A 14,427-nucleotide genomic window follows, 5' to 3' on the forward strand; every position below is an offset into this window, starting at 1 on the left:
GTTGTCCTCCTCCCGGGCGCGCCGCCCGTGGACCGGCACGGTGCGTCCGGGGGCCGCGGCCCAGGGACCGCCCCCGCGACTCAGAAAGCCCGCGCCGCGACGACGATCGTCTCGATCGCCGCGGGCACGGGCGGCCTCATGGCATCGATCGCGATGATGTCGACCACGAGGTTGCGGAGCCGCGGATCGGCGGGGCCGGCCGCATGGAAGTGCTGCATGCGGACCGTCCGGGCACGGTCATTTCATCGAGCATACGCGCAACATCACGGCGGGGTGTCCCGATCGCCCCGGCTCGTTCCCCGCGAACGGCCGGGGGGAACCGCGGGTCAGAACAGCGCGGACTGCAGGCCGCGGCGGGCCCGGCCGATGCGCGGGTCGTCCGGCGGCAGCAGCTCGAACAGCGACAGCAGGTGCTTGCGCACGGCGTCGCGGTCGTCGCCCGCACTGCGGCGCACGGCCGCGAGCAGCCGGTCGAACGCCTCGTCGATGCGGCCGGACACCATCTCCACGTCGGACGCGCTGATCTGCGCCTGGACGTCGCCGGGCTTGTCGGCGGCGTCCTGGAGGGTGCGCTCCGGGTCGAGCGAGCCGACGCGCAGGCTCAGCTCGACGAGCGCGAGGCCCTGCTTGGCCTGGCCGTCCCTCGGGTCGGCGGCGAGGAGGCGCTCGAACGCGGTCTTGGCGGCGGGCAGGTCGCCGCGCTGCAGGGCGTCCTCGGCCTCGGCGTACACCGGGTCCTCGGCGGGCGCGGCGTCGGCCGCGGGCCGCTCGCCCTCGGGGGCGTCCGGCAGGATGCCCTCCTTGCGCAGCGCCTCGAAGAGCTGGTCGATGGCCTGGCGGACCTGCGGCTCGGGCGCGGCGCCGTTCAGGAACGGCAGCAGCTGACCGGCGACGACCGCGGCCACGAACGGGATGCCGCGCACGCCCATCTGCTGCATGTACGCGGCGAGCTGCGGGTTCGCGTCGATGTCGACCTTCGCGAGCACCCACGCCCCGGCCGCCTCGCCGGCGAGCTTCTCCAGGATGGGTCCGAGCTGCTTGCACGGCCCGCACCACTCCGCCCAGAAGTCGACGAGGACGGGCACGGACTGCGACCGCTCCACGACCTCGGTGTTGAAGGTCTCGTCGGTGACGTCCACGACGTACTGGCCGGCGGCGCCCCCCGCGCCCGCCGGCGCGGCGCCGCCGCCCTGGGCGCGGCGTTCCTGCTGCTTCCGCGCGGCCGCCTGGCGCGCCCCCAGGTCGATGGCCCCGTGCAACGAAAAGTCCCGAGAAGGCATGGGTCCATCCTGCCTCATGACCGCACCGCACCGTGCGTCCGTACGCTGCAAGCGGAGCGCGCCGCCGGTACCGGACGTCCGGCACGTCCCCGCTCCACCAGACAAACCGGGAATTGTCGGCCATTTCCGAATTCTCCACTTCGGCGCGGAAGGCAAAGAATCCAGACGCGCCGCCGTAAAGGCAAAAAGATTGCTGACAGCCATCACCAAGCCCGGTTATAGTCATGATGTCGATGCATCGCGGCCGGGCAAAAGGGGCCGGTGCCCGCCGAGCGGCGGGCCGGTCCGGCGGAGCACCGCGTGGCGGGTTGGGGGACCCGGGGCCACCGGAGCGTCCGTGCCGGCGCCGCGACCGCATGACGAGCAACGGGGGGAAACACTTGTGATCGCGGATCATTCCGTGATCGTGGCCCGAGGAATGGGTGTCCGCCGCGGGGGGCGGTGGCTCCTGCGCCCGGTGACCTTCGGCGTACCCGAAGGCGTGGTCGGCCTGGCCGGTCCACCTGGTGCCGGTAAATCCACTCTGCTGGCCACGTTCGCGACCTTGCGCCGGCCGAATGCCGGCCTGCTGCGCATTCTTGGACATGACATATCGAACGCCGCCGGGCTGCGGGCCGCGCGGGCCGGGATCGGCTACCTGCCGGCCCGGTTCTCCCGCGCCGAGAACATGACGGCCGGCGAGTTCGTCGCCTACGCGGCGTACTACAAGCGGCAGAGCGCGTCCGCCGCGCGCTCCATGCTGAAGCGGCTCGACCTCGCCGACGCCGCCGGGACGGAGCTGGCGCTGCTGCCGCCGGAGGTCCGGCTGCGCGCCGGGCTCGCCGCCGCCTGCGTCCACGCGCCGAGCGCGGTGCTGCTGGACGACCCGTTCGGCGCGCTGTGCGCCGCGGCCGAACCGTGGCCCACCGGCGCCGACGGCCCCGGCCGGTCCACGCTGACGGCCGCGATGTCGGAGCTGATCCCGGTGGTGCGCGCGCTGGCGCCGACGGTCGTGGTGACCGCCGACGCCACCGAGACGCTCACCGGCTGGTGCGACCGCCTGTTCACGCTCGCCCGCGGCCGGCTGACCGAGCAGCCCACCCACTCCTCGGCGGCCCGCCGCGGCCGCTCCGCCGCCGACCGCCGCGGCGCCGGCGTCGGTGTCCCCGACCCGCAGCACGTCGGCGCGCTCGACCCCGCGCGCGGCCGGCCGGACGTCGACGCGCTCGGCCGCCGGAGCGTCGGCGCGCTCGACTCCGCACCCGACCCGCGGAACGTCGGCGCGCTCGAACAGGGGCGGCCCGGCGCACCGGGGACCGGCGCCACCGGAGTCGGCGCGCTCGACCCCGCGCCCGGCCGGCGGGGCGCGGGCGCGGGGCGGCGCCGGGAGAGGCGGCCCGGACGGGCTGCACTGCCCCGGTTCCCGCTGCCCGCCGGAAGCGCCACCGGTGTCTGACCTCGGGCGGGTGCTCCGGCTGGACGCCCGTCGCACGGCACTGCTGGTGGCGGTGCCGGTCCTCACCGCGGTCGGGACGGCGGCGGCGCTGCCGGCGCTCGTCCGCTCCGCCGCGTACTGGGACAACACGGTCATCGCGCTGGTCAACGCCGTCCGCTTCCTCGGACCCGTCGCCGCCGGGCTGGCGGCGTGGGCGGCCGTCCGCGAGCGTCCGCTCGACTACCTGCGCGACCTCACCGCCCGCTCGCCCGCCACGGGCGCGCTGCTCGACCTGCTGCTGCTGTCCTCGGCGGCCCTCGTCTCCTACACCGCGGTGACGGCGCTCGTCGTGGCCGTGACGCTGGCGCAGGCGGAGGCCGGGCATCCTCATCCGCTGGGCGCGATCGCGGGCGCGGGCGCACTCGTCCTGCACGTCGTCGCCGGGTACCTGACGGGACGCGTCGTCCCGCACCGCGCGACGGCCGCGCTGGTGTTCGGGGCGACGGCGATGTGGGCGGCCGCGCGCATCCCCGGCGTGTCGTGGTGGAGCCTGCTGCCCCCGGCCGCGTTCCCCCGCATCGACCTGTTCACCACGCTGCGCCCCCGCGTGTTCGCCGACCAGGTGCTCTGGACGGCGGGGCTGACGGCGGCGCTGATCCTCGGCTACGTGCTGTGGGCGACGCGGCGGTTCCTGCTCGTCCTGCCGCTCGCCGCCGCGCTGGCCGCGACCGGCTCCGCCACGCTGGGGCTGCACGGGTCCGCCGGCGCGGCGGTCCGCGCCGCGCCCGCGCCGCCCGCGTGCCGGCAGTGGCCGGTGACCATCTGCGTGCATCCCGCGCTGCGGAACGCGCTGCCCGGGCTGACGGCGGCGCTCGTCCCGCTCGCCGCGCGGCTGAACGGCACGCCCGGCGAGTTCACGGCGGTGCGGCAGCGTCCGGCGTGGGCGCCGGTGTCAGTGGTGGACGGCGTCGCGACCGTCCATCTCGACGAGAACCTCTCCCCCGGGTACGCGGCGCGGGTCGTCCGGCAGATCAGCGGCGCGCTCAAGGATCCCGGCGCCTGCGCGTCCCCCGACGGCTACGGGGTGATGGTCGACGCGTGGCTGGTCGGCGACGACCCCCCGTCCGTCACCGACGACCGCGCGGCCCACCGGTTCGCGTCCCTGACCGAGCGCCGGCGCCGCGCGTGGCTGCGCCGCCATTTCACCGAGTACCGCACGTGCACCCTCGGCCCCGAGGACTTCCGCGCGGAGAAGAAGCACCGCGCGAAGGACAAGACCCCCCACCAGGCGCTGGACCGCGCGAATCCCCCGCGGTGAAGATCTCCCCTGCGTGGCCGCGGCTGCCACCCCCAGCAGCCGGCGGCCACGCAGAAGCTCAGACCCGTCCGGCCGGCTGCGGCTCGGCGGCGGGCGCCGGGGGCCGGGTCCAGTGGCGCTCCACGAGGAACGGGGCCACCGGCAGGACGGCGGCGCCGAGCGCGAGGACCGTGCGCTTGAGGTCCCAGCGAAGCTGCTCGCGGACGAGGAAGACCAGGCCGACGTAGGCCATGAACAGGACTCCGTGCAGCGGCCCCATCAGCTGGACGCCCACCGGCGCGTCCGCGCCGTACTTCAGCGGCATGGCGACCAGCAGGAGCAGCAGGAACGAGATCGCCTCCGCGACGGAGACGAACCGGAAAACACGAATCATGTCCACGCCCGGCTCAACGGAACGGCCCCACCTGGGGTTTCGTCCGGGCCTATGGCCTTGATCACACCGGCGTCCACGCCGACCTCACCGGTCCGCCAGGTAAGGGGCGCAGATGCCGGGAATGCTTGGTGCATGGCTCGCCCCCAACCGAAGAACGACGCGCCCCCCACGCCGTCCCGGTCGCCCCGGCGCGGCCTGCTCACCCCCCTCGTGCTGGTCGTCGCGACCATCGCGCTGGTGCTGGTCGCGCAGCAGGCCCTGCACGGGCTGCCGGGCTGGCTGAACCCGTTCGGCACGGAGACGAAGGACCGCAGCGGGCCCGTCCTGCTGAAGTCGATCCGCGACCTGCACCGCTACGAGGCGGCGAGCGGCAGCTTCCAGGTCATCGTGGACCTGGAGAAGGACGCCAAGTTCCTGCCCGGCTCGCTGCGCGGCAAGCGCACGCTGTTCGTCGGCAACGGCACCGTGGACGCCTACGTGGACTTCTCCAAGCTCGGCTCCGGCGCCGTCAAGGTCAACGAGGACCGCACGGCCGCCACGATCACGCTCCCCCGCGCCCAGCTGGAGAACACCAACCTCGACCCGAAGACCAGCTACGTCTACGCCACCGAGCGCGGCCTCATCGACCGCTTCGGCGACTTCTTCAGCAGCAACCCGAACAACCAGCAGCAGCTCTACGTCCTGGCGTCCCAGAAGATCCAGTCCGCCGCGCAGCAGAGCGGCTTGAAGGAACGCGCGGACGCCAACACGAAGTCGATGCTGGAGAACATGCTCAAAGCCCTGGGCTTCAAGACCGTGACCATCACGCCGACAGCCCAGTAGAAGTCGCTGACCTAAGCCACTGACCCGGCCACGCAACGACCCGGACCACCGCGATCGCGTCCGAAGGCAGGTTCGAGCTTGCGAGAACCTGATCGCGCAGCGAGCCGCTGGGCGAGTCGGATGCGATGCCAGCGATCGCCAGTGTTACGACCGGTTCCGAGCCGCTAGGCGAGGGTTCGGGTCGGAACACGGATAAGCAACGCGTCGCCCTGGCCGCCGCCGCCGCAGAGGCCCGCGGCGCCGGTGCCGCCGCCGCGGCGCTTCAGCTCGTAGGCGAGGTGCAGCGCGATGCGGGCGCCGGACATGCCGACCGGGTGGCCGAGCGCGATGGCGCCGCCGTTGACGTTGACCTTCTCGGGGCCGACGCCGAGGTCGCGCATCGACTGGATGCCGACGGACGCGAACGCCTCGTTGATCTCGATGAGGTCGAGGTCGTCGACGGTCAGGCCCTCCTTGCCGAGGGCGTGCCGGATCGCGTTGGACGGCTGGGACTGCAGCGAGTTGTCGGGCCCCGCGACGTTGCCGTGCGCGCCGATCTCGGCGAGCCAGGTGAGGCCGAGCTCCTCGGCCTTGGCCTTCGACATCACGACGACGGCCGCGGCGCCGTCGGAGATCTGCGAGGACGAGCCGGCGGTGATCGTGCCGTCCTTGCTGAAGGCGGGACGCAGCTTGGCGAGGCCCTCGGCGGTCGTGTCGCCGCGCACGCCCTCGTCCTTGGCGAACACGATCGGGTCGCCCTTGCGCTGCGGGATCTCGACCGGGGCGATCTCGTCGTCGAACACGCCGTTCTTGATGGCCTCGGCCGCGCGCTGGTGGGAGCGGGCGGAGAACTCGTCCTGCTCCTCGCGGGAGATGCCGAGCCTGGCGTTGTGGTGCTCGGTCGACTCGCCCATCGCGATGCCGTCGAACGCGTCGGTGAGCGCGTCGTAGGCCATGTGGTCGAGGACCTCGATCGAGCCGTACTTGTAGCCGCCGCGCGACTTCGGCAGCAGGTGCGGGGCCTGGGTCATCGACTCCATGCCGCCCGCCACGACGATGTCGAACTCGCCCGCCCGGATGAGCTGGTCGGCGAGCGCGATCGCGTCCAGCCCGGACAGGCACACCTTGTTGATGGTGATCGACGGGACGCTCATCGGGATGCCCGCCTTGACCGCCGCCTGCCGGGACGGGATCTGCCCCGCGCCGGCCTGCAGCACCTGGCCGAGGATCACGTACTGCACCTGGTCGCCGGAGACCCCGGCCCGCTCCAGCGCCGCCTTGATCGCGTGCGCGCCGAGGTCGGCCGCGGAGAAGTCCTTCAGCGAGCCCAGCAGGCGTCCGATGGGGGTGCGCGCGCCTGCGACGATCACGGACGTGGCGGTCATTGTGGGGGCCCTCCAGGGTGGTGCTGCGGCGACGTTTGCCACCATACCCAGGGGAGCGTCGTTCGGTTCCGTTCGCCCCCGCCCGGCCGCCCTAGTAGGGAGAAAGCCCATGCTGACCCGTATCGACCACATCGGCATCGCCTGTCACGACCTGGAGGCGACCGTCGAGTTCTACAAGGCGACCTACGGCTTCACCGACGCGCACTTCGAGGTGAACGAGGAGCAGGGCGTCCGGGAGTGCATGCTCAAGATCAACGAGACGGGGGACGGCGCCGCGAGCTACCTGCAGCTCATCGAGCCGATCCGGGAGGACTCGGCCGTCGCCAAGTGGCTGGCGAAGAACGGCGAGGGCGTCCACCACATCGCGTTCGGCACGGACGGGACGGTCGAGGGCGAGGCCGCCGCCATCGCCGGCAAGGGCGTGCGGGTGCTCTACGACGCGCCGCGCAACGGGTCCATGGGATCCTTGATCAACTTTTTGCACCCCAAGGACTGCCACGGCGTGCTGACCGAGCTCGTGCAGAAGCGCCGCGACGCGGAATGATCTTGCCGGGCGGGCGCGCCGCGGACGCGCCCGGATCGTGACGTGTTCGATATCACGGTCACGGGCAGTCAGGCGCCGACCGCCGCTCTGTGACCGTTCGGACACATCTGGTGCATTTGCACCCCCGACACCTGGGCACCTTCATCACGGCTGAACACGCCAACAAACCGGACATTCCACGCAGCGCGTCAAGATGAGCCCCCAACACGGCAGTGTCCGGAGTACGCTTCATCCACCGGAAGAGGTCCTGGGGCACTGCGCCCGTCATGTCAGGCGTTCAACCGGTCCCCGGAACCACCCGTAGCCCCGTCACATCAGGATTGAGCCACATGCAGTCCGACATCGACGCCCAGCTCAGCAACTTCTTTGAAGACACGCCCCCGCGCGAGTTCGACGTGGTGCTTCGCGGCTACGACCGGCACCAGGTCGACGAGCACATCAAGTCGCTCGACAACGAGGTGCGGCAGACCCGCGAGCAGACCAGCGCCCTGCAGCGGGAGCTGTCGGACGCGCACCGTCAGCTGCAGGAGCAGGAACGTCCCACCTACTCCGGTCTCGGCGCCCGCATCGAGCAGCTGCTGCGGCTCGCCGAGGAGCAGGCGACCGAGCTGGTCCAGGCGGCCCGCTCCGAGGCGAACGAGATCAAGGCCGCGGCCAAGGTCGACGCCGCCGAGCAGCGCGCCACCGCCGAGAACGACGCCGCCGAACTGCGCGCCAACGCCCAGCGCGAGGGCGACGACATGCGCAACGCGGCCGAGCGCGAGGCGGAGGAGGTGCGCACCTCCGCCCACCGCGAGGCGGACGAGCTGACCTCGACCACCGAGCGGGAGGTCGCCAAGCTGCGCGCGACCGCCGACCATGAGGTCGCCGAGAAGCGGGCGAGCGCCGAGCGCGAGATCGCCAAGCTGCGCACCACCACCGAGCGCGAGGTCGCGCAGCTGCGCGCGTCCACCAAGCGCGAGCGGGACGAGATCCTCACCACGGCCAAGCGGCAGGCCGACGAGATGCGCGCGCAGGCGCAGCGCATCCTGGAGGAGAGCGAGGCCCAGCGCGCCCAGGCCGAGGCCGAGTTCGAGATCCAGCTGGCCGCCCGCCGCGAGGAGGCCGACCGGCAGGACGCCGAGCGGCACTCCGCCGCGCAGGCCGCCACCCAGAAGCTGGTCGCCGAGGCCGAGCAGCGCGCCGCGTCCGCCGAGCAGCGGGCCGGGAAGGCCACCCAGCAGGCCGAGCAGACCCGGCGCGAGGCCGACTCGCACGCCAAGCAGCTGATGGCCAACGCGCGCAAGAACTCCGACAACGTGATCGCCGAGGCCAAGGCGCAGGCCGAGCAGCTGCTCGCCGAGACCAAGGCCGAGGCCGACCGCGTCCGGACGGCGGCGCAGCGCCAGGTCGACGAGCTGACCCGGCAGCGCGACAGCATCACCAGCCACCTCAACCAGCTGCGCCAGCTCATCGGCGGCGTCGCACCGACGATGGGTGCCGAGCCCGAGCTGGCCGCGCCCCCGGAGAAGCCGGCCATCCCCGCCGCCGAGCCGAAGCCGGCCCCGGCCCAGCCGAAGCAGCAGCCGGCCGCCGCGAAGGCCGCGCCCGCCAAGCAGGCCCCGGCCAAGAAGCCCGACGAGGACGACGAGGACTGGTGGCAGGAGTGAGTTCCTGAGAACGGCGTCGAGGAGAGCCTAGAGGCGGTGAAACGCCTCTAGGCTTTTCCTCGTCTCACCACCATGGCAGAGGAGAGCGGCGTGGCCGACGAGACCTCCCGCGACGACGAGCCGGAGGCGGCGCCCGGTACGGGACGTCCCAAAGGCGGCGACCGCGTCCCCGCCCCCACCCCGCCCGCCGACGACCAGGGCGAGGGCGGCACCACCGGCGACGGCGGTGCGAGCACCGCGCCGAGCGGGGCCTTGAGGCCCGAGGAGACGGACGAGCCCGTGGGCGAACGCGATCCGGCGACCGGTGCCCCGGTCACGCTTCCGGCGAAGGCGGCGGCCGCCGAGCAGGTGCCGCCCGCGCCCGGCGCGCCCGACCCGGCGCACGACGTCGAGCAGCGCCGCCGCGAGGCGGGCGTCGACCAGCGGTTCCCGTTCGGCCGGCCGGGGCAGCCGCTCGGCCGCGCCCACCCGTTCGTGTTCGGGTTCACCGCCGCGCTCGGCGTCATCACCGCGTGGATGCTGGTGAAGACGGCCACGAACGCCAAGTCGGTCATCGTGATGATCATCGTCGCGATGTTCCTCGCGGTCGGGCTCAACCCCGCGGTGGAGCGGCTGCGCAAGTTCGGGTTCCCGCGCGGCGCGGCGGTCGCGTCGGTGTTCCTGCTGGTGATCCTCTTCTTCGCGGGGTTCGTCGCCTCGCTCGTCCAGCCGGTGTCCGAGCAGGTCACCGAGCTGCGGCACAACATCCCCGAGTACGTCCAGCAGTTGCAGGACAACAAGACCCTCGCCGAGTGGGACAAGCGCTACGGGCTGCTGGACCGCGCCCAGAAGACGGTGAGCGGCGAGGACTTCCAGAAGACCCTCACCGACACCGCCACCGGCATCGGCAAGGTCGCGGTCAACGGCATCTTCCAGACGATCACGATCCTGATCCTGACGCTGTACTTCCTCAGCTCGCTGCCGCAGATCAAGACGTTCTTCTACCAGCTCGCGCCGCGCTCGCGAAGAGCCCGCGTCGCCCTGCTCGGCGACGAGATCCTCGACCGGATCGGCGGCTACGTCGCCGGGCAGTTCACGATCGCGTTCATCGCGGGCGTCTCCTCCTACATCTTCCTGTCGATCCTCGGGGTGAAGTACGCGCTCGCGCTGGCGCTGATCGTCGCGGTGACGGACCTGATCCCGCTCATCGGCGCGACGATCGGCGCGGTGGTCGTGTGCCTGGTCGCGTTCCTCACCGGGGACACGACCGACCTCATCATCTGCGTGATCTTCTATGTGATCTACCAGCAGGTGGAGAACTACCTGGTCTACCCGCGCGTCATGAAGCGGACGGTGGACGTGCAGCCCGCGGTGACGATCGTCGCGGCGCTGGTCGGCGCGGCGCTGCTCGGCGTGGTCGGCGCGCTGCTGGCGATCCCGACCGCGGCGGCGATCTCGCTGCTGATCCGCGAGGTCGTCATGCCGCGCCAGGAGACGCTCTAGCCGGGGGCGGCTCGGCCCGCGCGGCTCAGCGGCCGATGCGGGCGAGGGCGGCGGCGAACTCGGCGACCGCCTGGTTGAACAGGTCCGGCTGCTCGACCGCGCACAGGTGCCCGGCGCGCGGGACGACCTGCAGCTCGGCGTTCGGCAGCGCGTCCGCCATGGCGCGGGCCTCGTCCTCGGTGGCGAGCGCGTCCTCGTCCCCGATCATGACCAGGGCGGGCACCGTGGCGGCGCGGAGCGTGTCGAACGCGTCCGGGCGCCCGGCCATGGCGCGCAGCGCCCAGGCGGCGGCGCCCGGCGGCGTCGCCTGGACGAGGCCGCGGACCCGCCCGTACACCAGGGCGCGCTGCCGGTAGGTGGTGGGCCCGACGAGGCCGGGCAGCACCTCGTCCACCAGGACCTGCGGGCCGCCGTCGCGGTCGAGCCGCTCGGCCTGCCGGAGCCGGCGCGCCCGGACGGCCTCGGTGTCGGCGGCCGCGCGGGTCGCGGCGAGCACGAGCCCGAGGACGAGGTCGGGGTGCCGCCGGCACAGCGCCATCGCGACGTACCCGCCCATGGACAGGCCGGCGACGACGGCGCGCCGCACGCCGAGGCTCCGGAACAGGCGGGCGACGTCGTCGGCCATCGCGTCGACCGACGGCTCATCGTCGCCGAGCACCGATCCGCCGAAACCGCGCAGGTCGGGGGTGACGACCCGGAACCGGTTCGCGAGGCCCTCGCGCTGGGCCAGCCACATCGCCGAGGACAGCGGGAACGCGTGCAGCAGAACGAGCGGCGTGCCGGAACCGACATCCCTTGCGTACAGCTGCACCGTCATTGGGCCATGGTCACCCGCGATCGCAGTGATGTGACGGGAGTGGCCGCGATCGGCCGCAGCGGTTTATCTGTCCGGTTCGTCCCATTCTGTGGGGAGCGGGTGGGCGGCCGGCGCCACCCGCTTGACGATCTCGTTCAGGACGATCCGGACGTACGGCTCGCCGACCCAGAGGTGCTTGGCGTTGTCCACCGCGACCACCTCGGCCTGCGGGACGCGCTTGAACCGCTCCCGCGCCTCCGCCGGACGCAGGTAGTCGTCGAACTCGGGCACGAGCGCCAGCACGGGACGCCCGTCCGCGCCCCACGCGTCCAGGTCGGCGTCGCCGGCCCGCTTCAGCGGCGGGGACAGCAGGATCGCGCCCTCGACCAGCGGGTCGCGCCCCCACTTCAGCGCCAGCTCGGTGCCGAACGACCAGCCGAGCAGCCACGGGCGCGGCAGGTCGTGGTACTCGGTGTACTCCAGCGCCGCCGCCACGTCGAACCGCTCGGTCTCGCCCTCGCCGAACTCGCCCTGGCTCGTCCCGCGCGCCGACGTCGTCCCCCGCGTGTTGAACCGCAGCACGGCGAGGTCCGCGAGGGCGGGCAGCCGGTAGGACGCCTTGCGCAGCACGTGGCTGTCCATCATCCCCTCGGCCGTGGGCAGCGGGTGCAGGCAGACCAGCGTCGCGACCGGCGGCCGCTCCGGCGGCAGCGCCAGTTCCCCGACCAGCTCCAGTCCGTCCGAGGTGTGCAGCGTGATCTCCTCGCGCCGCGCGGGCAGCACCGTCGCCGCCCTGATCTCCGCCATGGGTCTCCTTCAGTAACGGGGTGCGTTCCGCGAGCGCAGGACGCGGGGGGCGCGGCGGGTGCGGGCCTGCCAGCAGGGGCGGTGCCAGTGCCGCCGGTCGTCGCCGTCCTCGCCCACCCGCCAGGCGACGACGTGCCCGACGCCCGGCGGGATCTCCTGGTCGCATCCGGGACACCGGTACGCCTTGGCGGCACCGGCCCCGGCGATCGACCGGACGACCCAGTCGCCGTCCGGCCCCTCCTCGGTCTCCTCGGCCCACGACCCGCCGCCGCTCGGGGGACGTCCGGAAACGGCACGGCGATTCTTGCGGGGGCTCATGCTCCAAGGGTATTCGGCGCGCAGAGCCCGTCCTCGCGCCCGACGGTCAGCGGATCGGCTTGCCGGCCGTCACGTGCTCGATGAGGAGCGGGGTCGGGGACAGCGCCGGCTCGCGGGTCTCGGCGTGCAGCGCGCGCAGGACGGTCACGGCGCGGGCCGGGCCGAGGCGGTCGAGGTCGGCGATCGGGCCCGTCGGGTAGCCGCAGCCCAGCGTCATCGCGGCGTCGATCGCGTCGGCGCCGGCGTATCCGGCGCCGAGCATCGCGGCGGCGTCGTTCAGGTACGGGAAGCGCAGCGCGTCCACGATGAACCCGGCGCGGTCGCGGCAGCGGACGGCGGTGAGGCCGAGGCGGGCGAGCAGTGCGGCGGCGCGGTCGGCGACGTCCGGGCCGGTCAGCACCGTGGCGGCGATCTCGGCGAGCGTGCCGGCGGGGTCGGGCAGGTGCAGCCCGACGACGCCCGCGGGACGTCCGGTGGCCATGGCCTGCTCGATCACCGAGCCGTCCACGGAGGTGACGGCGAGCACGGCGTCCGGCTTGGCGGCCTGCGCGGCGGCCAGCAGCAGCGCCCGCCCGGCCTCGGCGTCCTCCGCCGCCTCGATGACCAGGTCGCAGCCGGCGAGGTCGGCGGCCGAGTCGCGGACCTGGGCGCCCGCGCGGTCGCACAGCGCGGCGAGCGCGTCGGCGAGCGGGCCGACGCCGACGATGCCGACGACCGGCGGCGCGCCCTCGTCGGCCGCGGCCTCGGTCCCACCGGATGCGTCGTAGGTGTAGAAGCCGCGGCCGGTCTTGCGTCCGAGCAGGCCCGCGGTGACGAGTTCGCGCAGCACCGGCGAGGCCGCGTGGCGGCGGTCGCGGGACTCGGCGTAGATCGCGTCCAGCACCTCCAGGCAGGTGTCGAGTCCGATCAGGTCCATGAGGGTGAACGGGCCCATCGGCAGGCCGGCGCCCGCCTTCATCGCCGTGTCGATGTCGTCGCGGGTCGCGTGCCCCGACTCCAGCATTCCGGCGGCCTGGTTCAGGTAGCCGAACAGCAGCCGGTTCGCGACGAACCCGGCGCGGTCGCCGATCGTGACCGGGGTCTTGCCGAGACCCTTCACCAGGGCGGCGACGCGGGCCACGGCGTCCGGCTCGGTCAGCACGGTCGCGATGACCTCGACCAGCTTCATCACCGGCGCCGGGTTGAAGAAGTGCACGCCGACGATCTTGGTGGGGCGGCCGGTGGTGACCGCGATGTCGGTGACCGACAGCGACGAGGTGTTGGTGGCGAGGACGGCGTCGTCCCGGCAGACCCGGTCCAGTTCGGCGAAGACCTTCCGCTTCAGGTCGAGCCGCTCGGGGACGGCCTCGATGACGAGGTCGCAGTCGCCGAGGTCGGCGAAGTCGGTGGACAGCGCGACCCGGCCGAGGATCTCGCGCTGCGCGTCCTCGGTGAGCCTGCCGCGCTTCACGGCCCGTCCGGTGGAGCTCTCCAGGTGCCCGCGCCCGCGCTCCAGCGCGTCCTGGTTCACCTCGATGCCGACGACCGCGAGGCCGCCGCGCGCCAGCACCTCGGCGATGCCCGCGCCCATCGTGCCCAGTCCGACGACCCCGACCCTGCTGAACGAACCCTCATCCATGATTGGCAGTCTTGCAGAGGGCTCGCGCACACCCGCTGCCGGGTACGACGAGGACGTGCGCCTCGGAATCTTCCTCCTCACCACCCGTTTCCCCCGGCAGGACCCGGCCGCCGCCCTGGCCCGCACGGTCGAGGCCGCCGTCGCCGCCGAACGCGCCGGGTTCGACGACGTATGGCTGGCCGAACACCACTTCATGTCGTACGGGGTCGTCCCGTCCGCGACGCTTCTGGCCGGGCACCTCCTGGCCGTCACCTCCCGGATCCACGTCGGGACGGCGGTGAGCGTCCTGTCCACCCAGCATCCGGTGGCGCTCGCCGAGCAGGCGGCGATGCTGTCCCTGCTCTCCGGCGGCCGTTTCCACCTGGGCGTCGGACGCGGCGGCCCATGGCGGGACCTGGAGGTCTTCGGCACCGGCCTGCACCGCTACGAACACGGCTTCGCCGAATCCCTGGACCTCCTCCTTACTTCTCTGCGCTCTGACCGTGTCTCCTGGGAGGGGGAACACTTCCGCTTCCGTGAGGTCCCGCTCGTCCCGCACGCCCCCGACCCGCCGCCGGTGACGGTCGCCTGCACCTCCCCCGCCACCGAACGGCTCGCGGCCGAGCGCGACCTGCCGATGCTCCTCGGCATGCACGTGGACGC

General features: G+C 73.1%; 15 protein-coding genes. 7 read left to right on the forward strand and 8 right to left on the reverse strand.

Features of this window, described 5'->3' with window-relative positions; all coding sequences use genetic code 11:
* Nucleotides 1-80 precede the first annotated feature (80 nt).
* Nucleotides 81-218 (reverse strand): hypothetical protein, encoded by a 138-nt coding sequence (locus E1284_RS41400; RefSeq protein WP_165965236.1) that lies wholly within the window; start codon nt 216-218, stop codon nt 81-83.
* A 108-nt stretch (nt 219-326) separates the two neighbouring features.
* Nucleotides 327-1,280 carry a tetratricopeptide repeat protein gene (locus E1284_RS12430; protein WP_165965237.1) on the reverse strand — a complete coding sequence of 318 codons (954 nt, stop codon included), beginning with the start codon at nt 1,278-1,280 and terminating at the stop codon, nt 327-329.
* A gap of 418 nt (nt 1,281-1,698) precedes the next feature.
* On the opposite strand from E1284_RS12430, the gene E1284_RS12435 reads away from it, so the two are divergent.
* Nucleotides 1,699-2,715, forward strand: a complete 1,017-nt coding sequence (locus E1284_RS12435; protein ID WP_243714430.1) for an ATP-binding cassette domain-containing protein — start codon at nt 1,699-1,701, stop codon at nt 2,713-2,715.
* A complete protein-coding gene (locus tag E1284_RS12440) occupies nt 2,708-4,012 on the forward strand; it encodes a hypothetical protein (protein ID WP_207923709.1) in 1,305 nt (434 codons plus the stop codon). Before E1284_RS12435 ends, E1284_RS12440 begins: the two co-directional genes overlap by 8 nt.
* Nucleotides 4,013-4,070: 58 nt before the next feature.
* Here the strand turns inward: E1284_RS12440 and E1284_RS12445 are convergent, their stop codons facing one another.
* Entirely contained in the window at nt 4,071-4,385 is a 315-nt protein-coding gene (locus E1284_RS12445) for a DUF3817 domain-containing protein (protein ID WP_131939203.1), read from the reverse strand.
* A 132-nt stretch (nt 4,386-4,517) separates the two neighbouring features.
* Here E1284_RS12445 and E1284_RS12450 point away from each other — a divergent pair, with 132 nt between their 5' ends.
* Nucleotides 4,518-5,207: a DUF4230 domain-containing protein gene (locus E1284_RS12450; RefSeq protein ID WP_131939204.1), complete on the forward strand. Its 690-nt coding sequence runs from the start codon at nt 4,518-4,520 to the stop codon at nt 5,205-5,207.
* Between the two features lie 164 nt (nt 5,208-5,371).
* Here the strand turns inward: E1284_RS12450 and E1284_RS12455 are convergent, their stop codons facing one another.
* Nucleotides 5,372-6,571 carry an acetyl-CoA C-acetyltransferase gene (locus E1284_RS12455; protein ID WP_131939205.1) on the reverse strand — a complete coding sequence of 400 codons (1,200 nt, stop codon included), beginning with the start codon at nt 6,569-6,571 and terminating at the stop codon, nt 5,372-5,374.
* A 109-nt stretch (nt 6,572-6,680) separates the two neighbouring features.
* Between E1284_RS12455 and mce the strand changes: the two genes are divergently transcribed.
* From mce to E1284_RS12470, 3 genes are all read left to right on the forward strand, one after another.
* Nucleotides 6,681-7,115, forward strand: a complete 435-nt coding sequence (gene mce / locus E1284_RS12460) for a methylmalonyl-CoA epimerase (RefSeq protein ID WP_131939206.1) — start codon at nt 6,681-6,683, stop codon at nt 7,113-7,115.
* 329 nt (nt 7,116-7,444) lie between these two features.
* Nucleotides 7,445-8,764, forward strand: coding sequence for a DivIVA domain-containing protein (locus tag E1284_RS12465; RefSeq protein WP_131939207.1), 1,320 nt, complete (start codon nt 7,445-7,447; stop codon nt 8,762-8,764).
* A 90-nt stretch (nt 8,765-8,854) separates the two neighbouring features.
* A complete protein-coding gene (locus E1284_RS12470) occupies nt 8,855-10,246 on the forward strand; it encodes an AI-2E family transporter (protein WP_243714431.1) in 1,392 nt (463 codons plus the stop codon).
* 25 nt (nt 10,247-10,271) lie between these two features.
* Here E1284_RS12470 and E1284_RS12475 read toward each other — a convergent pair whose 3' ends face one another.
* The 4 genes from E1284_RS12475 to E1284_RS12490 form a co-directional block, all read right to left on the reverse strand.
* On the reverse strand, nt 10,272-11,063 hold the full coding sequence (locus tag E1284_RS12475; RefSeq protein WP_131939209.1) for an alpha/beta fold hydrolase: 792 nt from the start codon (nt 11,061-11,063) through the stop codon (nt 10,272-10,274).
* A gap of 63 nt (nt 11,064-11,126) precedes the next feature.
* The gene (locus tag E1284_RS12480; RefSeq protein ID WP_131939210.1) at nt 11,127-11,849 is read right to left on the reverse strand and encodes an alpha/beta hydrolase; all 723 of its coding nucleotides are present in this window, start codon (nt 11,847-11,849) and stop codon (nt 11,127-11,129) included.
* A gap of 9 nt (nt 11,850-11,858) precedes the next feature.
* Entirely contained in the window at nt 11,859-12,167 is a 309-nt protein-coding gene (locus E1284_RS12485; RefSeq protein WP_131939211.1) for an ATP/GTP-binding protein, read from the reverse strand.
* Between the two features lie 46 nt (nt 12,168-12,213).
* On the reverse strand, nt 12,214-13,785 hold the full coding sequence (locus tag E1284_RS12490; protein WP_131939212.1) for a 3-hydroxyacyl-CoA dehydrogenase family protein: 1,572 nt from the start codon (nt 13,783-13,785) through the stop codon (nt 12,214-12,216).
* Nucleotides 13,786-13,840: 55 nt separating this feature from the next.
* On the opposite strand from E1284_RS12490, the gene E1284_RS12495 reads away from it, so the two are divergent.
* The coding region (locus E1284_RS12495) for an LLM class flavin-dependent oxidoreductase (RefSeq protein ID WP_131939213.1) at nt 13,841-14,427 on the forward strand (587 nt) is incomplete at its 3' end.

This window comes from Actinomadura bangladeshensis (assembly GCF_004348335.1).
In the GTDB taxonomy this organism is placed as follows: Bacteria; Actinomycetota; Actinomycetes; order Streptosporangiales; family Streptosporangiaceae; genus Spirillospora; species Spirillospora bangladeshensis.